Source organism: Larkinella fluvii (assembly GCF_051857545.1).
Classification (GTDB): Bacteria; Bacteroidota; Bacteroidia; order Cytophagales; family Spirosomataceae; genus Larkinella.
This window is the reverse complement of the sequence record NZ_JBPZHB010000005.1, coordinates 234,286-256,523: the sequence shown is the minus strand read 5'-3', so window position 1 is coordinate 256,523 and position 22,238 is coordinate 234,286. Positions and strand designations below refer to the sequence as shown.

Below are 22,238 nucleotides of genomic sequence, written 5' to 3'. Positions count from 1 at the left end.
TGGCCAATCATAGACGAGGGGACTCTCTCCCTATGTACGGGAATAGCCTATTTCCTTATATGTACGAGTTTGATAATGAGTTAGATAGTAAATGAGGTGAATTGAGAAAGTGATCAGAGTGAACCGCCGGGGCATCCTATGCAATGCTAACTGTTTCGACAAGTTTTACGGAATTACCTTCTGGCGCGACTGTATGTATAAAAAAGGACTTAAAGCATGCCAGACTACCTCGACGCTCCTCAGTTTGCCAACCTCTCCGCCCACCAGAAAACCCTGATCCGTCAGGCGGCTCAACACTATGTCCGCGACAACAAAGAGTCCGCTATAGGGCGGGAAATGGACGATTCCCAGTTTGGTCAGTTCCTGAACCGGAAGGAAGTCCGGGACTATTACGACGAACTTTTAAAGGGTCTGGTGGAAGCCCGGCAGGAACAGCACAACTTATCCCAAGGGGCCCAGCAGTACGCCAAACACCTCGCCCGTGCGGCCCAATTCCTAAAAGCCGAAAAGGATACGCAAACCACGCTGAACGATCTCAACCGCTATAATCTGGGGTTGGTCGAGAAAATAAAGCGGCTCGACGAAGGGCTCTTGCGGAATGACATCAAACGCCGGGACATCGAGAAAATGCTCGGGGAGCTGCGTCAGCAGCGCATCCGGGCGGAAGGCGCACTGGTGGACGTCATCGAGTCGGTGCAGACCAAATCCAAAGCGTATCAGGACAAACTACTGGACCCCAAACACTGGAAAAGCCGGGTGCCCCTGACCGGGGCCGAACTGGCTTTGCTGGATGACTACGAGGTCCGTCGGGAAAAGCTCAAGGCCGAGCAGCGAGCCACCACCAACCGCCAGCAGAAACAGGCCCTGACCGCCCAGCTCAAGGCCGAAGAAGAGCAGCACCGCGCCCTGATGGAGAAGCTGACCCACGATCGTTCCCGCTACGCCAAGGGCATCGCAAGCGGCCTGAAAGCCCAGCGGGATGGAGCCATGACCAGTCAGGCCGCCCTGAAACAGGAACAGCAACTGCTGCGCGAAACCGCAACGATCTGGGGTCAGAAAGCCCGGCAGATCGGTGATTTGAAAGCCGGGGTTGCCTCCATGGTCCACCTGATGGAAGGTGTCGGCGGAACCCGGCTGGGGGGCTTCTTCGACGCTCACCAGCTAGCCGCCCGAATGGCCGATGCCAGCCGTTTGCCGGGCCGGTTTTCGGGGTTGGGCCCTTCGTTCGGCCCCTCGATGAATGCGGCCTCAGCGGGCATAACGGGCGTGGTACAGGGGCTGGCGGGGAAGCTCCTCCGCTGGAAAGCGATCTTCGAAATCGGGGAATGGGTGTTGGAATCCGTGACTAAAGCGGATGAGCGGGTGACACAACTGTCCCGCTCGTTTGCCGTTTCCAAGCAACAGGCGCGGCTGTTGTACGATGCCCTGCAGGGGCAGCATACTGCCTTGGCGGGGGTAGGCGTGAACCTCGATGATCTGGTGGGCTCCCAGCTGCGTTTCAATGACTCGCTGGGGACGTCCGTCGTATTAAACGCTAAACTCAACCAGACGCTGGCGGAGTCGGGCAAACTGATGGCCCTTTCTGAAGAAGCCGTTCAGGGGTTGGCCCTGAACACGATTCTGTCGGGAGATTTGAATCGCAATGTGCGCGATGAGATTTTGGGGATTTCCAAAATCGAACAACTCCGGCACGGTATTTTGTTGAACGACCAGTCGATTCTGGAAGCCACGTTGAAAACCACCGGCACGATTCGCGCCAATTTCAAAGGACAGGCGGGTGAGCTGGCCAAAGCCGTCACGCAGGCCAAAATGCTGGGGATAAGTCTGGAGCAGATCGATAAAATTGGCGAGTCACTGCTGGACTGGCAGACCTCGATCGAGAAAGAGCTCCACGCCGAGTTGCTGATCCGGAAGAGCTTGAATCTGGAACGCGCCCGGGCTTTCGCCCTGCAGGGCGACATGAAGAGCCTCACGTCGGAGATCGACCAGCAGGTTGGCGGCCTCGACGGTTTTTTGCGCCAGAACGTCATGGGCCAGAAAGCCTTGGCGGAAGCCATCGGGATGACCCGAGCCGAGCTCTCGGACGTGTTGTTTCAGAAGAAAGCCATCGCCGACATCAACGACCAACTGACGGGGAATCTCGCGCAGCTGGATCAGCAGCGGATGGCTACCTACGGCGACGCGCTGGTGACCAACGCTAAATTTCGGCAGGACTACGAACAGATTCTCAAACGCGTGGGCATCAGCGAAGAAAAGCGCATCGAAGACATGGGTGAGCTGGTATCCACCAACCTCAGGACCCTGTCGGCTCAGCAGAAATTTGAGGAGTCGATGAGTCGCATCAAGGAGAAAATTGCCCAGCTCTTCGGGGACGGTAAAGTCGTCGATCAGCTGGCGGATTCCCTGATCCGGGTGATTCAGTGGCTGCCGGGCGACAGTGGTTTGTTGACCAGTGCCGAGCAGGCAAAGCAAGCGGGGATCATCACCCGCCAGCAGGAAATGGCGGAGTTGCGCAATCGGACTGATTTGACGGACCCGGTTCGCGACGCGGTGCAGCGGTATTTCGAGCATAAGGACAGTATTTTCTTCGATGAAAAGCTCCTGCACAGCAATGCGATGTTTGAATATGATCGGCAGCGGGGAATCCGGTCGGTGCGGGATGCGGTCATTTCTCCCGCTGGCGAAGTGATGATTTCTGGCCCACTGGGGGCGATCCGCCCCGACCCCCGGGATTATCTGGTGGCGACACCCCATCCGGCCGGATGGCTGGGGACGGGAGCCAGCGATCAGCATGGGAGTCTGTTGCGGCAGTTGATCGAGGTCATTCGCTCGGGCGACCGACAAGTCCTGTCGGCGTTGGAAACGGGGCTTCAGGTGCGGTTAAACGGAGCGAAAGTGAATGAATCCCTCAGGATGGGGAATGGGAGGATGTAACAGAACCAGAGGAGATCATCATCCACTGGCGAGCCGAGGGTCTAAAACCCTCGGCTTTTTTTGTCCCGGGGTTTTGTCAGGAGCTCCGGAAGGAGGATGACAGGTGAAGAAACAGGGAAACGAGGGTGATCATCTGGATCAGCCACAGCCCCGCCATCCACAGAACTAAATGCAGGTTCATTCGGGCCAGCCTGCGCTCAAGCTGGGCGGTTGTAGGAATGGATTCGGGTCCCGGTTTTGCACCGGCTTGCTGGAGGAAAAAAAAAGTTTCCATCAGCTGCTGGGCCGCTTCTCGACCCAGTTTCTCTTTCAGAGCTTCGTACGTTTTGATTTCGATGGAAGTCATAAGCTGGCCATGTGGGGTTTGGATTAGACCATTGAATCGGTTACTCGTTTGAGCGTTAGAACCACCGATGCGCATCGGTGGTTCCGTCACTCCATCGGGGCATGAAAAAGAAGCTGCCAGCACCCGTGAGCCCCTTAGTTTACAGGCAGGCCGCAGGTGCCTTTTTTGTAGAGATCATACGAGTGGACCATGTTGATTTTATACTCTTCCATGGCAATGCCGTATTGATCTTCTTCCAGCATGGTATTGTTAAAGCCTTAACGATCAGATATGGGCTGGCTGGCATCGCTAGTGTTACCAGCCCTCTCGATTCGCGGAATTTACCCGTCAAGGGGTCCACAGGTTCAAACTCATAAAGCAGCGGATGGTCTGGCCATCGCTTTCAAAAATCACGGCTTTTAATGAACCCGGATTCCCTTTGGCTGCCGGAGCGTGATCGATGAGCGAATCGGTAACTTCATAGCTAAGCTGCAAAAAGCGCGGGGTGATGTCTTCATCGTTTCGGTGGATTTCCGCCCAGAGTACGTCGATTTCTTCCCCAAGGTGCGTTTCATAGCGAATGATATTAGTATGTTGGTACTTGGCCTGAATGTCAGGCTTGGACTCAACATATACGAAGGGGAAATTCCCGCCAGCCACCGGAAACCGCTCCTGTTGAACTTTTCCCAACGGCTTTTCCCGGTAGTTTACGATGGCGTAGATGAGCGAGCCCGCACTTTTGTGGAGCGATTCATCGGGGCTGGATTCATCAATCTGGGTGCCCATCAGCTGTTGGGTCGATTGTCCCTGATTTTTCGTATACACGATAGTATCGATGTTGGCGCCACTCTCTAATTCGTCATCCATCAGTAGATCCTGTGGATCAAAATAACCCGTTGGGAAACGGAGATTAATGGTGTAGGTTCCCCGGCCAAAATCGAACAGATTGTGACCCGAGTATTTGTGCTTGAAGCCGAAGTCGGTAAACGGCTCGATCATGCCCGGCTCGAAGTACGCGATTCGGATGGCGTTGGGATCAAATGGAGTCGTAGAGTGACCGTCGAATCGACTCTTCATGCCGCTGATTTCATCGTGGGTATAACCGATTAGGGATTCAAGCTTGGGCATGGCTTCGGTGATTTTCCCGCGGGGAAAAGAAATCCGAATGCGAATGGTTTTGCTGGCTTCTTCCGGGCTTTCGGCGTCTTCTCTGATGGACGAATCATACGAAGGGGTGAATCTCCAATCATCCCTGATCGTGTCCATCAAAAAATCCGTGGCGCGTTCTTCAACGAACTGGTTCCACCCAGTTCGTCAAGGGGAAGGAACAGCTCTTTTTGGAAAAAGCGGAGGTAGAGACCACCATCGGGGTATATGCTATTAGCTGGCACTAAAATGGTTGAATTACTTTCCATTTTTAATGGGTCTTTGATCGAAAATTCAGCAGCAAAGATACCTAATTTTTTAAAATAGCACTTAAAGGTGTTATTTATTGAAAGAATCAAGTTAATTATTTGTCCCGTGGTAAAAATTCGGGACAAAGAGTTACTTCGGTTATTTGGGCATCAGCTTCGTAAGGTCCGCACGCAGCGTGGAATGACCCAGCAGGCTCTTGCTGATGAATCGGAACTTTGGCTGAGTCAGGTCGGACGTATTGAGCGTGGTGAAGTAAATGTAACGCTCAGTATGATAGCAGTACTTGCTCGTACACTGAAGGTGGATTTGAAGGAATTGGTTGATTTTGAATTACCCCCATTTGAAAATCAACAGGAGCACTAGGTAAATTTGGTTTCGTTACCGATCATCAAGCTCTGTATATTTCCATATATCCTTCTGATTGATTCTGAGTACTAGCGATCAGTCAACACATGGTTGATTCGATCGTCCCATACACTTTTGGATAACGAATTATTCTGAGGTATTCATATAAGGATTAGACTATACGAAATTTCTTTCGGCAAAAAAGGTGGTCACTGGATTTACTATAGTTGGAGAAACATCCTTTTGAACAACACCCAACTTCTATGTTGGAGGAGAGGACAGGGCTGAAAGGTTGGTTTTTCAGGTATATACCTGTTTCGGTCATTTCAAAAATGGTTCTGCGATAAAAAGCTCCTCAGTCATTTTTTTGCCTGAAAAAGCGCTCTTATCTACGAAAACTTACCTTTTTACAGCTTTAAGGGCAATAATCAACCACCTTTTTATTTTCGGTCAGAGCAGTATCAAAGTCGGTTATTCATGTATATTTGAATTTATTATTACAATATACATGAATAAAGTAATTGCTCGTTTGATTCAAAACCCGATGCAGGAGGCCATTCTGCATTTTCCGGTGGTGGGTTTAGTCGGCCCCCGGCAGGTCGGGAAAACAACACTCGCCCGCTCTTTAACTGAGAACGCTGGCAAACCGACCCTGTACATCGATCTAGAAAGGCTGGAAGATCAGGATCGATTGGGAGACCGTCCCGGCTGGCTTCTGGAACAATACGCTACCCATACCGTCATCCTGGACGAAATTCAACGCATGCCTGAGTTGTTTCCGCAGTTACGTTCGCTGGTCGACCAGAACCGCCAGCCGGGACGCTTCATTCTGCTGGGGTCGGCGTCGCCGGATTTACTGGCCCGGAGTGGCGAAACCTTGGCGGGGCGGATCACTTTTATGGAGTTGACTCCGCTGGTCCGGACCGAAGTAAGCCCCACGCCGTATCTGACCCACTGGTTCCGGGGCGGTTTTCCGGAACCCTTTCTCATCGATTCGGACCGCATTCGGACCCAATGGTACCGTTCTTTTATCCAGAGTTATGTCGAGCGGGATTTGCCCCTGCTGGGGAAATTGGGACACTCGGTAACGGCCACTTTGCTGAGTCGCTTGCTGCGGATGCTGACCACGGTTCAGGGATCGTTACTGAATTATTCGATGCTGGCGGCTTCACTGGGGGTGAGTGTGACTACGATCCGCAACTACATCGATCTGCTGGAAGAAGCCTTTCTGGTTCGGCGACTCGAACCCTACTTTGTTAATCTGGGGAAACGGCTGACGAAAAGCCCGAAGTTTTACATCCGGGATAGTGGCTTATTACACCACCTCCTCAATCTGTCGTCGACCGACGCGCTGTTATTGCATGCCCAGGCAGGGGCATCCTGGGAAGGGTATGTCATCGAGCAGGTCATAAACCAGCTCGATGGCTCTATTCAGCCGTATTTTTACCGTACGCAGCAAGGCGCTGAACTGGATCTGGTTTTAGTTCGGGGCAATGATCCGGTGGTAGCACTGGAAGTAAAGCTCTCGAATTCCCCAACCCTGAAGCGGGGTACATCGGTGGCTCAGGAAGATTTGGGTCAATTGCCCATCTTAGTGGTAACGCCCTCAGCAGGGAGCTATCCCTTTCGTCCGGGTGTGCAGGTGGTGGACATTGATTCGCTATGGGACCGGTTGAGGGAATTCAACGTACTGGCTCACTAGGAGGGGATTGAAAGTGCCATTCTACTTGGATGGAGAGTAAGGTGTGTCCGAGGATGAAGCCGCTTGCTCGAACTGATCCAGCGTTGGTCTCATTAAGGAGACTGCCGCCGTTTGATAACTTAGACGGTATTTTCCAGAAAAGGATGAAAACCGCTGAACAGAACCAAGAAAAAGGCAGTCTACTGGTCGAAACTAAAGCATCCGAACCCGTGAATGCTGGTTTTTAGATTAACCAAGGGTGCTAAGAGAGGCAATTGGATAAGTCCAAGATACCATCATCAAACCCATGAATGACAAGACTGCCAAACAAATTGTGTATCAAATAAAAAAGCCACTAACAAGTTTTGTCTCGTAAGTGGCTGATTATCAATGTGCACTCGTAGGGATTCGAACCCCAAACCTCCTGATCCGTAGTCAGGTGCTCTATCCAATTGAGCTACGAATGCTTTTCCCGTGTTGGGACTGCAAAAGTAAGACAAAAAAATAAGATTCAAAAAGCCAGCCGGAAATTTATTGCTTAATTTCCTGTAAAAACCGCCTTTCGCTTTTGTAAAAACGCCAGAATGCCCTCAGCCGCATCATGCGATTGACCCAGTTGGTTCTGATACTGAGCTTCTTGCTCCAATTGCGTTTCCAGATCGTTGTAAACGGACTGATTCAACGCTAACTTCATGAAACCGATGGCCTGCGTGGGAGCCGTCGCGTAATATCCCGCGGTTTCGGCCACCACCACATCCAGTTCCGTTGCCGGAACCGAGCGCGTCACCAGTCCGAGTCGCTCGGCTTCCGGGCCGTAGACCCGCCGTCCCGTGCTGCATAACTCAAACGCTTTTTGGGACCCCAGCAGGCGTGGGAGAAAGAACGTCGAACCGGCGTCGGGCATCAGACCAATGCCGACAAACAGCAGCGATAAATAGGATTCATTCGTCGCAATGACCACATCACAAGCCAGCGCCAGCGAACAGCCCGCTCCGGCGGCCACACCGTTGAGTCGGCAAACCACCGGTTTAGGAAGGTTTCGAATGGCCCGAACCAAGGGGTGATAGGTTGCGCGCAGGAGGTCGCCCATCGAAAAACCGCCCTCGTTTTGAAGCTGACCAGCCGCTTCCTTCAAATCCGCCCCGGAACAAAACGCTTTGTCGCCCGCGCCGGTCAGCACCACCACCCGCACGGCCTCGTCGGCCCCGGCGGCTTCCACCGCACGCGTGATTTCCTGAATCAGCGCCGGGTTGAGCGCATTGTGAACCTGCGGCCGGTTGAGGGTGATCCGGCCAATACCGTCCGAAACGGAGAATAGAAGGTGTTCGTACATGATTTATAGGGTTTACGGTATTCGGTTTACGCCCGATTAAGATTGCGCTAGCCAGCACGCGTCAGCCACCGTAACGACGGCCCGTCGTAAACCGAATACCGTAAACTAGTTTCAAACCAGCAACAGCACGGTTACCAGGCTCACCACCAGCCCCAGTCCCATCCCGGCGGCAATTTGCGTGGGGGTGTGGGCATTCAGGTGCAGCCGGGCACTGGCCAGCAGCCCCGCCAGAATGATGAGGGCCAGCAGGGGATAGAGCAACGTGAGTTCGCCGGATTTGATGGCAATGCCGAGCAAAGCCCCCACCATGCCGCTGATGCCGACGCTGTGGGCGCTGATTTTCCAAAACAGACTGATCAGGCCGACGAGCGTTACCGATACCGTGATGCTCCCCAGTACGATGCCGATTTCGGGCGCCATGTCCGAGAGTTGGGGCAGTCGAAAAGCGAACAGCAGCGTCGCGGAGGTGTAGAGCAGCGCCGTCATGAAATATGGCAACCGACGGTCCTGCAACTCGTTCATGTGCAGGCTGCGGACGTAGCCCGTGCGGTAGAGAAAATAAATCAGAAAAGCCGGGACAAAAAAGGTGCTGATGGCAATCAACAGCAGCAGGCTTAGTTTGAATGGGGTGCCAAACGTGCTGACACCCAGCGCTCCCGGCACGACAAACAGCAGGATGCTGAACAGAATCGTGGGCATCAGCAGCGGATGAAAAACCGCTGATAAAGCCCGGGCAAGCGTCGTATTCAACGTTTCAGTATTCGGTTTTCGGTCTTCGGCCAACCGTTGCTCGTCAATCATTTCGCAAAATTAACAAAGCCTGGCGATTTGAGCGCATCGACTTTGTAAAACCCAAAAACTGAAAACGCTCACAATTGTTTCCGCAACCGGGCTACCGGTATATTCAATTGCTCGCGGTATTTGGCGACAGTCCGCCGGGCAATGTTGTAGCCACGCTCATTCAGCATTTTTTCGAGTTTATCGTCTGAAAGCGGATTGCCTTTGGGCTCGTGGTCGATAAATTCCTTCAGAATGTTCTTCACTTCGCGGCTGCTGACGTCTTCGCCCGAATCGGTCGCAATGCCTTCCGAGAAAAAGTATTTGAGCGGATAAATGCCAAATTCCGTTTGAACGGCCTTGCTGTTGGCCACCCGCGAAACCGTTGAAACATCCATGTCGATGAGGTTGGCGATGTCCTTCAAAATCATTGGGCGGAGCTTGGTTTCGTCGCCTTCCAGAAAAAAATCGTACTGAAATTTCACGATGGCGTTCATCGTTTTCAGCAGTGTGGCCTGCCGTTGTTTAATGGCGTCGATAAACCACTTGGCGGCATCGAGTTTCTGCTTGACAAACGACACGGTTTCTTTCAGCGAGCGGTTGTTTTTGTCGCTTTTCTCGTACGTATCCAGCATTTCGGCAAATGACCGGCTGATGCGGAGTTCGGGGGCATTCCGGGAGTTGAGCGTCAGTTCTATTTTACCGGCGTTGTTGGTGAGAATAAAATCCGGAATCAGGTACTGCACCGCGCCGTCTTCGCCCTCGACCGAACCCGGTTTCGGATTCAGTTTGGTAATGATCTGAATGACTTTTTTAAGCTGCTCTTCGCTGATGTTCAGTCGTTTCTGGATCTTGTCGTAGTGCTTCTTGGAAAACTCTTCAAAGAGGTCTTCGATGATCCGGATGGCCAACGGAACAGCCGGGTCTCCGGCGTCTTTCCGGTGCAGTTGCAGCAGCAGACATTCCTGGAGCGACCGGGCCGCAATGCCCGGCGGGTCGAAGGTCTGGATCCGTTTCAAAACCGTTTCCAGTTCGTCCGTGTCCGTAAAGATGCTGTGCGAAAACGCCAGATCGTTCACAATGGCCTGCATCGACCGCCGGATGTAGCCGTCGTTTTCGATGCTGCCAATGAGCTGCATGCCAATGATTTCCTGCCGTTCGTCGAGGTTCAGGTACCCAAACTGCTGCATGAGGGTGTCGGTGAGCGTAGAACGGTTTGCCACCGGCATTTCACGGTCTTCTTCGGTATAATTCCCGTCTCCCTGCATTTTGTACCCGTTGTAGTCATCTTCATTCAGATAACTCCCCAGATCAACGTCGTCGTTGCGCTCTTTGTAATCGTCGTCATAGTCATCCGAAAACGGGTCGTCGTTGTTGGTTTCTTCGAATTCGGTATCGGGTCCTTCTTCCAGCGCCGGGTTGATTTCCAGTTCTTCTTCAACGCGGGTTTCCAGTTCGGCAGTTGGAATCTGCAACAGTTTTATAAACTGAATCTGTTGTGGAGACAGCTTTTGCTGAAGAGATTGGGTAAGGCTGAGTCTTTGCATAATCACATACTATATTCGGAGACCACAAATTCCTGACTCGGGTACTCGTGGTCGCGCCTATCAAATTCCAGACCAATTTTAAAAAAAAATGTTTTGCGTCCTACTTAATTTTGAGGTAATCAGATAGTTGTACTGGTAATCAAGTGGTTATATATTAAAATTTCTAGTAAGCGGATTTTTCATTCTTGAAGAAACCGCTTCATATTTCACCGAATGGCGTAACTTTACCCCGTCTTTCACTTATTACTTTTCAGAATGAGTCTTCTACCTGTCAAACAATTACTCGCGTCGGAAACGACCGGCCACACCATCACCGTCAAGGGCTGGGTTCGTACCAAGCGGGAAAGTAAAAATGCCATTTTCATTGCCATCAACGACGGTTCGACCATCCATAACCTCCAGGCAGTTGCCGAACCGGGGCAGTTCAGTGAAGAAACCATCCGGCTGGTTACCACGGGTGCGTGTGTTGCCATCACCGGTACGCTGGTGGAATCGATGGGCTCAGGGCAGAAAGTGGAAGTAAAAGCAACTGATATTCATATCTACGGACCCGCCGATCCGGACAAATTTCCGCTACAACCCAAGAAACACTCGATGGAGTTTCTGCGTGAAATTGCCCACCTGCGCCCCCGCACCAATACCTTTGCCGCCGTTCTGAGAATCCGGCACGCGCTGGCGTTCGCCGTTCACCAGTATTTCAACGACAACGGTTTTTTCTACCTTCATACGCCCATCATCACCGCTTCGGATGCCGAAGGGGCGGGTGAAATGTTCCGCGTCACGACGCTGGATCTGGACAAGCTGCCGCGGACGGACGAAGGTGCCATCGACTACAAACAGGATTTCTTCGGTCGCGAAACCAACCTGACGGTTTCGGGACAACTCGAAGGCGAACTGGGCGCGCTGGCGCTGTCGAAAATCTACACGTTTGGCCCGACCTTCCGCGCCGAAAATTCCAACACTACGCGCCACCTGGCCGAGTTCTGGATGATCGAGCCGGAAATGGCGTTCTACGAACTGGAAGACAACATGAATCTGGCCGAGGATTTTGTGAAATCCGTTATCGGCTACGCTTTGGAACATTGCGCCGACGATCTGGCTTTTCTGCAAAACCGCCTGATTGACGAGGAAAAATCGAAACCGCAGGCCGACCGCAGCCCCATGCCGCTGCTCGAAAAGCTCGATTTTGTGGTGAAAAACGACTTTCAGCGACTGACTTACACCGAAGCAATCGACATCCTGTTGCAGTCGAAACCGCACAAAGAGAAGAAATTCCAGTATCCCGTTGGCTGGGGAATCGATTTGCAATCCGAACATGAGCGGTTCCTGGTCGAGAAGCACTTTAAAAAACCGGTGATCCTGACCAACTACCCCCGCGAAATCAAGTCGTTCTACATGAAGCAGGACGACGAGTCGTCGGCGGCTCCGGGACCCACGGTGCGGGCGATGGACGTTTTGTTTCCCGGCATCGGCGAAATCATCGGCGGTTCGCAGCGCGAAGACAACTACGAGAAACTGCTGGCGCGGGTTCAGGAGGTCGGCATCGATCCGGCCACAATCTGGTGGTTCCTCGAAACCCGTCAGTTTGGCTCCGCTCCGCACTCCGGTTTTGGTCTGGGCTTCGAGCGGCTGGTGTTGTTTGTGACCGGGATGAGCAACATTCGCGACGTCATTCCCTTCCCCAGAACACCCAAGAGCGCCGAATTTTAAGCGAAAGTGCCTGAACACCAGAAGGGGAGAGGAGCCGGTTTTCGAGCTTCTCTCTTTTTTTGGACTTATTTTACCATTTTTGTTTCCATTGTTCCGTTCCTGCCGCAGGATAGTCTTCCCTGTCTTGACAAATTGTTTCCTTTTTATTACTTTTAGTAAATCCAGTGCAACATTTTTTCAAATCCGTTCGTACTAGCTGACGAATCGGAATCTACCGGTGCCCTTAACCTATGGGTATGTCTTAACGACTTTGACGGGATTTTCAGATAAGAGACTTTTGGCGTCTTTTATGCTGAAAAACTGCGTGCAATCCTGTTTTCCTAAACCCCTTTTTTGCCTGATTAATTCATGACAATTACTGCATATAGCGGTTATTTATACCCGTATGTTGTATCGTTATGTGGTTAACGTGCGCTCGTTATAATTGATAAAAGCAGAAATAATACAAAAAATAAATGCTTTTATTCATTTATTAATTTGAACATACGAGCATAAATCTCCATTCCATATTGTGCTGTTTTCGTTTGGTTAATTCCCGAAAAAATTATCTTTATTCGGGAAAATGGGAGAGATATGCCTATTAGATTTTATTTTGCGTTTTGCCAAAATTGCAAAATTTAATAGTTGTTCCTGGTTTATATTTATACACATTTTGCACAGACTTGTACAAAATTGACGAGTTTGATTTGGAAATCGGTCCTTCCTTGTTTTAATGTTTTTTTAATTTTTACATTTAACGGCGTTTGTTTTTAACAGTCGCTTAATCTTAACCATAACTAATGATGAAGAAACATTTATTATTAAGCCTGTTAATGGCTTGTACGACCTGGGTATGCGTCCAGGCTCAGGATCGAAAGATCAGCGGGGTCGTCAGGTCGGATGAAGACGGGACGCCACTACCCGGCGTTTCGGTTGTCAGTAAGGGAACCACCATCGGTGGCAACACCGACGGAAACGGAGCCTACTCCCTGAATGTATCGGGCAGCAATCCGGTTTTGGTCTTCAGTTTTGTGGGCATGATCACCCAGGAAGTGCCGGTCGGAAACCGATCGACGGTCGATGTAGTTCTGGTATCGGATGCCCGGCAGTTGCAGGAAATTGTCGTAACGGCCCAGGGCATTGTCCGGGAGAAAAAAGCATTAGGCTACGCCGTCACGACGGTAGAAAGCAAACAGATTTCCGACCGTCCGCAGGCCGACGTCGGGCGGGTGTTGCAGGGCAAAATACCAGGCGTCAACATCACCGCCACCTCGGGCGTGTCCGGAACCGGTACCAACATCACGATCCGGGGCTATTCTTCCATCACGGGTTCCACCCAGCCGCTGTTTGTGGTCGACGGGATTCCGTTCAACTCCAGCACCAACTCCCGGGGCGGTTTTACGGGGGGCGGTCAGTCGGCTTCCAGCCGGTTTCTGGATCTGGACCCGAACAACATCGAAAACATCAGCGTGTTGAAAGGGCTGGCAGCCACCGTTACCTACGGTGACCAGGGGCGAAACGGGGTGATTCTGGTAACGACCAAAAATGGCAGCCGAAAGGCGCGGGCAACCGAAGTGAGCCTGACGCAGTCGTTCTTTACCAATACCGCTCACCTTCCCGATTACCAGAATAGTTATGTCGGCGGTTTTCAGCAGAACCTGGGCTACTTCTTCAGCAACTGGGGACCCACCCTGGCCGAAGCCGCCATTTATCCGTCGCAGAACACCAACACGGCCCTGACCCAGCACCCCTACGCTTTTCTGAGTGTAGCGGCCACGCGCGCGGCTCTGGCTCCGTATGTTGCGTCGGTGAGCCCCTATGCGATGCAGGTATATCCGAACAACGTGAAGGACTTTTTCCGAACCGGCAAAATATCCAATACGTCGCTGAACGTGTCGGGCGGGGGCGAAAAAGTGAGCTTCAACCTCTCGGCCGGTTACAACAAGGAAGAAGGTTACATCCCGGAAAACGGGCTGACCAAGCTGAACCTGGGCTTGGGCCTGAATGCGCAGTTGAGCAAAAAAGTGAACATCATTTCGTCGTTCAACTTTGCCCGCACCGATCAGTATTCGCCCCCCCTGAACGCCGGAACCGGAAACAACTCGCTGGGTGGATATCCGTCGGTGCTGGCCAACGTGATGTATACACCGCGTCAGGTGGACTTGATGGGCTGGCCTTATGAGAATCCGGTCGATGCCAGTTCCGTTTATTTTCGGAGTGGCAATGATATTCCCAACCCCCGTTGGATTTTGAAAAATTACAAGACAACCGGCGTTGTGAACCGGCTTTTTGCTACCACCTCTATTAACTATGATATTGCGAAAGACCTGATCTTTGTCTACAAAGTCGGATTGGATACCTACACTGAAAAACAGGAATACAAGTTCAACAAGGGGGGCGTTGATTTTGTAAACGGTTTTTATAATACGTATGATATCCAGAATACGATCTGGGATAACAGCATGATTTTGTCCTACAACAAATCGATCAACGACGGGATCGTTTTGTCGGGGCGGATTGGCGGTAACATGCGGAATGACGTCACGAACGGCCTTTTCGTGACGAGCCAGAATCAGTTGGCCCGGAATCTGTTCCGCCACAACAACTTCATCGACAACGTTGCCGCGGATGGCATGACCGAACAAACCCGGATCGGGATCTTTGGTGAAATAACCGCCGACATCAACGACTTTTTATTTCTGAACCTGGCCGGCCGGAACGACTGGACCTCGACCGTGGAAACACCGAACCGCCGGATTTTTTATCCCTCCGCCAGTGTCTCGTTCGTGCCGACCTCAGCCTTTAAAGGCTTGCAGTCCAGCAACCTGATCAACTTCCTGAAGGTTCGGGCGGGTGTTGGAACCTCTGCCGGTTTTCCCAATCCCTACAGCACCCGCAACGTGCTGAATCAGAACGCCAGAGCGTGGCTGACCTCTTCCGGGGCAACGGTACAGACCCACTCGGTCGACAACGGGCTCGGCAATGCCAACCTGAAACCCGAATTGCACACCGAAGTGGAACTGGGCATCGAAGGGCGGCTTTTCAACAACGCCCTCAGCTTTGACGTCACGGCGTATCAGCGCAACACCCGGAATTTGATCACCAGTACACCCCTGGATGCATCGACGGGCTATACCGCCACGACGATCAACATCGGAAAAATTCGGAACGAAGGCATCGAAATCAGCCTGTCGGCAACGCCCGTCAAAGTAGGCGATTTCTCCTGGGGCGTAACGGGCGTCTTCTCACGCAACCGGCCCAAAGTACTCGATCTGGGCGGTACGTTACAGGAAGTTCAGGTGGCCGGTTTTGGCGGAACGCTGGGGAATTATGCCGTTGTGGGTCAACCTTTTAACGTTATCAAAGGCATCGGTTTTCGTCGGAACGAGCAGGGGCAGTACCTGATCGATGCCGGTGGGTATTTGCTGGCGACTACTTCGCCCATTGTCCTGGGCGACCCCAACCCGGCGTTTACGAGCAGCCTCATCAACGAATTTAGTTTTAAAGGCTTATCGCTTAACGTGATGATGTCGTACCGGCACGGCGGAGCCATGTATGCCTCCACGGCGGGTGCGTTGCTGGGTCGGGGCATGACCACCGACATTGGTCTGGAAACCGGGTTCGACCGGGCGCAAACGCTCGTGATTCCCGGCGTCAAACTGGCCGACGGAACCCCGAACGACATTCAGATCACGGCTTCGGATTTCTACTTCAACAACTACTATTTCTTCGGGGATGAAGGCCGGATTTACGACGGTTCAACCATCCGTTTGCAGGAAGTATCGCTGTCGTACCAGTTACCCAAGAAACTGCTGGGCAAGACATTTTTCAAAGGAATTTCCGTTTCGTTGACGGGTAATAACCTCTGGTACAGAGCAATTCACATTCCGAAAGGGCTCAACTTCGACACCGATAACCTGGGGCTGGGCGTTGGCAACGGCATGGGCTTCGAGTTTCTGACGGGGCCAAGTTCCAAACGGCTTGGCGGAACATTGCGGCTGACTTTCTAAACCGAAAACCGGCCAAAGACGCTGAATGACGCACGTTGAGTGCTTCATCATTCATTCAAAAGATAAATCAATCAACCGATGATCAAGAAAATAAGCACAACCTTGTTGGTTTTGTGTCTGGTCGTACTGAATTCCTGCAAGCTGGATTTGTTGGATAATCCGAATGCGGTAACGACCAGTAATACCGACATCAACTACCTGCTCAATCAAATCGAGTTGAGCTACGCCGGTCACTTTAACTCGCTGAGTGATCCGGGTATGCGACTAACCCGGATGCTCAACCAGGGGTCGGCCATTTATGACAATGCGGTTTCGCCGGGCAACTTCGACGGTGCCTGGACCACGGCCTACGCGGCCATTCTGACGGACGTGAAAACCATCATTCCCCTGGCTGAAAAAGCGGAATTGTTCGTTCATGCCGGGATTGCCCGGACGTTGCGGGCCTCCGTTCTGATCAATCTGGTGGATGCGTTTGGGGATGTGCCTTACACGGAAGCAATCGACCCGACCAACTTCAACCCGGGTGTCGATGCGGGCGCTACCATCTACAAATCGGCGCTGACGGAGCTGGACGAAGCCATCAAGAACTTTGCCGCTACCTCCAAAGCGGGGGCTACCAATGACTTGTTGTATGCCGGGAATGCCGATAGCTGGACGCGGTTTGCCAACACGCTGAAATTGAAAGTCTACCTCAACATGCGGTTGACCGACGCTGCGGGTTCAACCGCGGCCATCAATTCGCTGATTGCCGGGGGAAAACTGATTTCGACGGCGACGCAGAATTTTGCGTTCAAATTCGGTTCCAACCTGACCAATCCGGATACCCGCCATCCCCGCTACGGAGGACAGTATTCGTCGACCGGGGGCGGTGATTATCAGTCGAATTCGTACATGGGAACGCTGTATTCATCCAAAGGTTTTCCGGACCCGCGCATACGGTATTACTTCTACCGCCAGACGATCAAAAATCCGACGGATGTCAATGCCTTGCGGTGTGTGAACAACTCAAAACCCGCGCATTATTCGGATTCGGATGTGTTCTGCTTGCCGTCGACGGTGGGCTACTGGGGCCGCGATCACCTGAGCAACGAAGGGATTCCACCCGATGGGTTGTTGCGGACAGCCTGGGGCGTTTATCCGGCGGGTGGTTCCTTCGACAACGACGCGGGTGTTCCGGTTTCGCTGGGTGCCGGTGGGGGTGGAGCGGGCATTCATCCCATCATGATGCGGTCTTTTGTGGATTTCATGCTGGCCGAGTCGGCCCTGACGTTAGGCACAACCGGCGTAGCGAAAGACCTGCTGAAATCGGCGATTGAAAAATCGATGGCGGATGTGCGAACCCTGGCGCTGGGCACCAACGAAGCCGGCAAAATCGCTACCTTCGAAGCCGCAAGCGGCACGGTCTGGGCTACCGAAGTGACGAAATACGTCACCAAAGTGCTGGCCGACTACGATGCCGCTACGACTAATTCCCAGAAACTGAACGTGATCGGAACGGAATACTGGCTGGCCTTACACGGAAACGGCATCGAAAGCTACAATCTGTATCGCCGGACGGGCAAACCATCCAACCAGCAACCGGCGCTCGACCCCAGTCCGGGCGGTTTTCCCCGCTCATACTACTATCCCGCTTCCTACATCACCCGGAATGCCAAAGCGGTGCAGAAAGCCAATGTAACGACCTCGGTTTTCTGGGATAATAACCCGGCCGGGATGCTAAAATAGCCCCAATAATTGTACAAAAGAGCTTTGATCATTCATTCAAAAACACAGCATAGATGAAAAAATACATCGTCTTTCTGTTTTTAGGGTTGTTCGCAATGGCCTGTGAAACAGACATAATTGACCGGATCGATGAACCCAGCATGGAGCAGGGCGGGTATGTCCGGACGGTGACACCCTATCCCGTTACCAACGCAACGTTTAGTGCCAGCAAAGCCAATATGAGTGGCACGAAAATGGAGATTGTGGCGGAAGCAGTCACCCCGAATCAGGGCGCTTTGTTTGCTTCCTACGATTTGTCCATCGCGTTTGTGGACGCGACCCCGGCCAACGGGACCAAAACCACAACGGCGGTCGTGTTGAAGTCCATTGCCGCTTCGGCCTTTGCGAAAGATGCCACCACGGGGTATCCGCGAGCCACCATTTCCGTAACGGGAGCTGAGGCATTGGCCGCTACAAAACTGGCTTTAACGGATATCTCAGCCGGTGATCGGTTTGATATAACGGCCGTAATGAGATTGACGAATGGGAAATCGTATACGGCCAGCAATACCGGTGTCAATATTACCGGCGGAGCCTTTTACAGTTCACCCTTTGCCTACCGCTTGAATGTGGTAAATTGATGGTTTTAAATTTTTTAAAAGGGCTTATCTTCGTGCGAAGATAAGCCCTTTGCCTTTTTAACGTCCATTTCTATAAAAAGGGTGCTATGAATACGTTTATATGTAAATAAAAATAAAGCTTAAACCCAGAAAGTTTAAGCTTTAAAAAATCATTAACCTAAAAAAATATGGTGAATATAACGAAATATATTTATTGGAAATAGGTGCATAAAATATATAATAAATAGCAAGTGAAATTTTGTAAAATATGATTGAAATTGTTATAAAATAGAAAAATAAGTAGTTTAATTCTTTTGGTCATTTGACGCACTATCTCTCCGTCAATTGACCTTGCATTGTTCTTTTCCCGAAAGCTTGGATCAGGATTAGGCGAAAGGGCGGTAAAAAATCGGCCATTGAAGTAGTAAATTCTGAGAAACAGTGGCTTTGGTCAGGTGTGAATACCCGTATGGATTGCCCATGAAGTGCTCTTTTTCCAATCTGAGTATCCTGCTTTTTGTTATTGCCTCCTGTGGCCGTAATCAGGACGAGGAGCAGAAGCGGGAAAAGAAAATCTCGGAATCCATCGCCGTATTAGGGGCTTTGCCGCAATCGGTTATCGATCCGCCGGACAACCCGACAAATGCAAAAAAAATCGAACTGGGGCGGTTTCTGTTTTATGACCCGGTTTTGTCCGGCAACCGGGATGTCGCCTGCGCTACCTGCCATCAGCCGGAATTTAACTACGCGGAATTTCTGGAAACATCCATTGGGGTCAACGGAACCGGCAGCGACAGCAAACGGCAGTTCCGGCTTCCGAACACCATTCCGTTTGTCAAACGCAACTCCCAATCCGTTCTGAATACCGCCTTTAACGGCATCCAAAACCACGGCGAGTATGATCCCCGGCTGGCTCCCATGTTCTGGGATATGAGGGCCAAAAGCCTGGAAGAACAGGCCTTGCTGCCCATTACCACACTGGAAGAAATGCGCGGCCATTCGTTCGCGGAAGAAGCGGTTCTGGACGAAATTATCGACCGAATTCGAAAAATTCCCGAATACCAGACGCTGTTTTCCGAAGCATTTTCGGGTGAAACGAATCCGGTTCACGCCAAAAACATGGCGAAAGCGATTGCCGCCTACGAACGAACGCTGGTGGCCAACAACTCCCGCTTCGATCAGTACATGCGGGGTGACAGCAATGCGCTCTCGCTGAGTGAAAAAGATGGACTGAATCTGTTTCTGAGAACCGGCTGTGCCAAATGCCACAACGGCCCGATGCTGTCCGACTTTAAACTGCACACCCTGGGCGTTCCCGACACGCAAAACCGGAAAGAATCGGATGCAGGCATTAACAACAACTACGCATTTCGGACGCCAACCCTGCGCAATCTTCGCTACACGGCTCCCTACATGCACAGCGGAAAGTTTGTCACGCTGGAACATGTGCTCCAGTTTTATGAAGATATTTCGGGTGGAAAAATTCTCAACCCGCACGTTTCAGCCCGCCAGATGGACCCGCTGGCCACGCAGATGAACGTGAATTTCCGCGACATTTCCGGCATCGTCGAATTTCTGAACACGCTCAATGACGATACCTTCGACAAAACCGTGCCGACGCGTGTTCCCAGCGGTCTGAAAGTAAAAGGCAATATGGATTGAGTGCTGGTTTACTTCAACGTTTCCGTCAGCCACGAAAAAAACTCCCGCTGCCATACCAGCGCGTTCTGAGCGCTCAGCACCCAGTGGTTTTCGTCGGGCAGATACAGCAATTTGCTTTTGATGCCCCGCAACTGGGCGGCCTGGAAAGCCTGCAAACCCTGCTCGATCGGAACGCGGTAGTCGCGGCCACCCTGAATGATGAAAATCGGCGTGTCCCAGCGGTCTACGAAGTTGCTCGGCGACTGGCTGTAGGTACGCTGGGCGGCTGCGTTCTTTTTGTCCCAGTACGAACCGCCAAAGTCCCAGTTGACAAAAAACAGCTCTTCGGTGGTGCCGTACATGCTCTTGAAATCGAAGACACCGTCGTGCGAAATGAAGGACTTAAACCGCTTGTCGTGAACTCCCGCGAGCGCAAAAACCGAGTAACCGCCAAAACTCGGACCGACGCAGCCCAGGCGGGTTTTGTCCACATAAGGTTCTTTGGAAACGGCATCGATGGCGCTCAGATAATCCCGGATCACCTGCCCGCCCCAGTCTTTACTAACTTGCTCGTTCCACTGGGTACCGTGGCCCGGCATACCCCGGCGGTTCGGTGCCACCACGATATAACCCTGCGACGCCATCAACTGGAAATTCCAGCGGTACGAATACATCTGGGTCAGCGCCGACTGCGGACCGCCCTGGCAGTACAACAAGGTGGGGTATTTTTTGGACGCGTCGAAACCTGGCGGATAAATGACCCACACCAGCATCTTTTTGTTGTCGGTGGTCGTCACAAAACGGCGTTCGGTTTTGCAGATTCCGGTGGTTTTCAACACGGCATCGTTCACGTGGGTGAGCTGCGTCATCGCGCCGTTTGCCAGATCGACCGTGAACAGTTCGGTGGGGTGGTTCATGTCGGTGCGGGAAACGACGAGGGTATTCGCCGATTGCCCGACGATGCCGGTGACGTCGAAATCGCCTTTGGTAAGCTGCGTAATGATCGGCATCATTTTCGTGAGCCCCGGATACGTCACCTTGAACAACTGAATCGTGCCGTCGATGGGTGCCGTGAAGAAAAGCGATGAACCGTCCTGACTCCATTTAAAACTCTGAACGTGGAGGTCGTCCCGTTGGCTAGTCAGGTTCATTTTGGTGACGCCGTTCCAGACGATCAAATCCTGTTTGTCGGCTTCGTAACCGTCGCGTTTCATTTGCAGCCAGGCCAGTTGTCCTTTGGCATTGTATTCAGGATTGACGTCGTAGCCTTTGTTTTCTTCGGTCAGATTCTTGGTCGTTCCCGTCGTGATGTCGTATTCGTACAAATCCGTATTGGTACTAACCGCGTAGGCCGTGCCGGTTTTTTTCTTGGTCACATAGACGATGTGCTTGCCGTCGGGATTCCAGATAAAATCTTCGTCGCCACCAAACGGTTTTTGCGGGCAGTCGAACTTTTCGCCCGGCATGATGTCTTTCCCCGCTCCCGGTTTTCCGTTCACCAGCGGAGCCACAAAAACGTGGTCGTATTTGCCGTCCTCCCACGTATCCCAATGGCGATAATTCAGCGAGGTGTAGACGTAGGCATTCGATTTTTTCAGATCGGGATATTTGTCGGTGCTGGTAATGTCTTCCAGTTTTACGGCTTCGCTGCTGATGATAAACTTGCCATCGGACGAAATTTTGGTGTTGACCAGTAAGCTGTCGGCGTTTGAAATTTCGGTCGCCGGACCTCCAGTCAACGGTATTGTGTAGGTTTTCCGGGCACTTTTGTTTTCCTCCGCGTTCGGTGTACTGACGGAATAAATAACCGAGGTTTTGTCTTTGGAAATGCCCAGTCCCGACACCCGGCCCCATTTCCAGAGTTGTTCGGGTGTGAGCGGATTTTGTGCCTGCGTAGCCAGTGAGAGCAGCAAAAAGCCGCCAAGCCATCCTGTTTTTTTCATGGGAAATCAGAAGAAGTCTTTCAGCTTCAAACATACGGATAATCCGGCATTTTCGGACGGCGCACCCACTGGTCCGTTTCCGGTCTGAGGAATTGTCGGGTGTAACTGATAAAAAGTAGGTCGTTACATGGAAAAACTATTGTTATTTTTTGTACAGGCAATCAAAAACTTGCCTTATGTTTACGGTCGGTTTTAGGGGAAAAACGGGCCGAATTTCGTATTTTTGAAAACTGAACCAGGCCCCACCGGCCCCCCTGAACCCGGTTTTTAATT

At 51.8% G+C, this 22,238-nt stretch carries 14 protein-coding genes and 1 tRNA gene; 8 read left to right on the top strand and 7 right to left on the bottom strand.

All coding sequences use genetic code 11. The features are described from left to right. Window positions 1-216: 216 nt before the first annotated feature. Window positions 217-2,934 carry a hypothetical protein gene (locus ACS5NO_RS14560; protein WP_439415828.1) on the top strand — a complete coding sequence of 906 codons (2,718 nt, stop codon included), beginning with the start codon at window positions 217-219 and terminating at the stop codon, window positions 2,932-2,934. Window positions 2,935-3,010: 76 nt separating this feature from the next. On the opposite strand, the gene ACS5NO_RS14555 is transcribed toward ACS5NO_RS14560, so the two are convergent. Then, window positions 3,011-3,280, bottom strand: coding sequence for a hypothetical protein (locus ACS5NO_RS14555; protein WP_439415827.1), 270 nt, complete (start codon window positions 3,278-3,280; stop codon window positions 3,011-3,013). A 327-nt stretch (window positions 3,281-3,607) separates the two neighbouring features. Continuing rightward, window positions 3,608-4,525, bottom strand: coding sequence for a hypothetical protein (locus tag ACS5NO_RS14550; RefSeq protein WP_439415826.1), 918 nt, complete (start codon window positions 4,523-4,525; stop codon window positions 3,608-3,610). Window positions 4,526-4,780: 255 nt separating this feature from the next. Between ACS5NO_RS14550 and ACS5NO_RS14545 the strand changes: the two genes are divergently transcribed. Further along, complete coding sequence (locus tag ACS5NO_RS14545) at window positions 4,781-5,038, top strand: helix-turn-helix domain-containing protein (protein WP_262511003.1); 258 nt, start codon at window positions 4,781-4,783, stop codon at window positions 5,036-5,038. Between the two features lie 490 nt (window positions 5,039-5,528). Next, on the top strand, window positions 5,529-6,722 hold the full coding sequence (locus ACS5NO_RS14540; RefSeq protein ID WP_439415825.1) for an ATP-binding protein: 1,194 nt from the start codon (window positions 5,529-5,531) through the stop codon (window positions 6,720-6,722). Window positions 6,723-7,094: 372 nt separating this feature from the next. Here ACS5NO_RS14540 and ACS5NO_RS14535 read toward each other — a convergent pair. From ACS5NO_RS14535 to rpoN, 4 genes are all read right to left on the bottom strand, one after another. Further along, window positions 7,095-7,168 (bottom strand) — tRNA-Arg (locus ACS5NO_RS14535). 71 nt (window positions 7,169-7,239) lie between these two features. Further along, entirely contained in the window at window positions 7,240-8,034 is a 795-nt protein-coding gene (locus ACS5NO_RS14530) for an enoyl-CoA hydratase/isomerase family protein (RefSeq protein ID WP_439415824.1), read from the bottom strand. 111 nt (window positions 8,035-8,145) lie between these two features. Beyond that, the gene (locus tag ACS5NO_RS14525; protein WP_439415823.1) at window positions 8,146-8,835 is read right to left on the bottom strand and encodes a hypothetical protein; all 690 of its coding nucleotides are present in this window, start codon (window positions 8,833-8,835) and stop codon (window positions 8,146-8,148) included. Between the two features lie 68 nt (window positions 8,836-8,903). Beyond that, the gene (rpoN, locus tag ACS5NO_RS14520) at window positions 8,904-10,358 is read right to left on the bottom strand and encodes an RNA polymerase factor sigma-54 (RefSeq protein WP_439415822.1); all 1,455 of its coding nucleotides are present in this window, start codon (window positions 10,356-10,358) and stop codon (window positions 8,904-8,906) included. A gap of 255 nt (window positions 10,359-10,613) precedes the next feature. On the opposite strand from rpoN, the gene asnS reads away from it, so the two are divergent. The 5 genes from asnS (at window position 10,614) to ACS5NO_RS14495 (ending at window position 20,043) form a co-directional block, all read left to right on the top strand. Then, complete coding sequence (gene asnS, locus ACS5NO_RS14515; protein WP_439415821.1) at window positions 10,614-12,068, top strand: asparagine--tRNA ligase; 1,455 nt, start codon at window positions 10,614-10,616, stop codon at window positions 12,066-12,068. A 782-nt stretch (window positions 12,069-12,850) separates the two neighbouring features. Further along, complete coding sequence (locus ACS5NO_RS14510; protein ID WP_439415820.1) at window positions 12,851-16,057, top strand: SusC/RagA family TonB-linked outer membrane protein; 3,207 nt, start codon at window positions 12,851-12,853, stop codon at window positions 16,055-16,057. A gap of 78 nt (window positions 16,058-16,135) precedes the next feature. Beyond that, a complete protein-coding gene (locus ACS5NO_RS14505) occupies window positions 16,136-17,782 on the top strand; it encodes a SusD/RagB family nutrient-binding outer membrane lipoprotein (RefSeq protein ID WP_439415819.1) in 1,647 nt (548 codons plus the stop codon). A 53-nt stretch (window positions 17,783-17,835) separates the two neighbouring features. Then, entirely contained in the window at window positions 17,836-18,402 is a 567-nt protein-coding gene (locus ACS5NO_RS14500) for a hypothetical protein (protein WP_439415818.1), read from the top strand. 459 nt (window positions 18,403-18,861) lie between these two features. Continuing rightward, window positions 18,862-20,043 carry a cytochrome-c peroxidase gene (locus ACS5NO_RS14495; protein WP_439415817.1) on the top strand — a complete coding sequence of 394 codons (1,182 nt, stop codon included), beginning with the start codon at window positions 18,862-18,864 and terminating at the stop codon, window positions 20,041-20,043. 8 nt (window positions 20,044-20,051) lie between these two features. On the opposite strand, the gene ACS5NO_RS14490 is transcribed toward ACS5NO_RS14495, so the two are convergent. Further along, on the bottom strand, window positions 20,052-21,965 hold the full coding sequence (locus ACS5NO_RS14490; protein WP_439415816.1) for a S9 family peptidase: 1,914 nt from the start codon (window positions 21,963-21,965) through the stop codon (window positions 20,052-20,054). Between the last annotated feature and the right edge of the window lie 273 nt (window positions 21,966-22,238).

Excerpts from the sequence above, each read along its gene's own strand:
- ACS5NO_RS14560 (WP_439415828.1), top strand. The coding sequence starts at position 217 with ATGCCAGACTACCTCGACGCTCCTCAGTTTGCCAACCTCTCCGCCCAC.
- ACS5NO_RS14555 (WP_439415827.1), bottom strand. The coding sequence starts at position 3,280 with ATGACTTCCATCGAAATCAAAACGTACGAAGCTCTGAAAGAGAAACTG.
- ACS5NO_RS14550 (WP_439415826.1), bottom strand. The coding sequence starts at position 4,525 with ATGGACACGATCAGGGATGATTGGAGATTCACCCCTTCGTATGATTCG.
- ACS5NO_RS14540 (WP_439415825.1), top strand. The coding sequence starts at position 5,529 with ATGAATAAAGTAATTGCTCGTTTGATTCAAAACCCGATGCAGGAGGCC.
- ACS5NO_RS14530 (WP_439415824.1), bottom strand. The coding sequence starts at position 8,034 with ATGTACGAACACCTTCTATTCTCCGTTTCGGACGGTATTGGCCGGATC.
- ACS5NO_RS14525 (WP_439415823.1), bottom strand. The coding sequence starts at position 8,835 with ATGATTGACGAGCAACGGTTGGCCGAAGACCGAAAACCGAATACTGAA.
- rpoN (WP_439415822.1), bottom strand. The coding sequence starts at position 10,358 with ATGCAAAGACTCAGCCTTACCCAATCTCTTCAGCAAAAGCTGTCTCCA.
- asnS (WP_439415821.1), top strand. The coding sequence starts at position 10,614 with ATGAGTCTTCTACCTGTCAAACAATTACTCGCGTCGGAAACGACCGGC.
- ACS5NO_RS14510 (WP_439415820.1), top strand. The coding sequence starts at position 12,851 with ATGAAGAAACATTTATTATTAAGCCTGTTAATGGCTTGTACGACCTGG.
- ACS5NO_RS14505 (WP_439415819.1), top strand. The coding sequence starts at position 16,136 with ATGATCAAGAAAATAAGCACAACCTTGTTGGTTTTGTGTCTGGTCGTA.
- ACS5NO_RS14500 (WP_439415818.1), top strand. The coding sequence starts at position 17,836 with ATGAAAAAATACATCGTCTTTCTGTTTTTAGGGTTGTTCGCAATGGCC.
- ACS5NO_RS14495 (WP_439415817.1), top strand. The coding sequence starts at position 18,862 with ATGAAGTGCTCTTTTTCCAATCTGAGTATCCTGCTTTTTGTTATTGCC.
- ACS5NO_RS14490 (WP_439415816.1), bottom strand. The coding sequence starts at position 21,965 with ATGAAAAAAACAGGATGGCTTGGCGGCTTTTTGCTGCTCTCACTGGCT.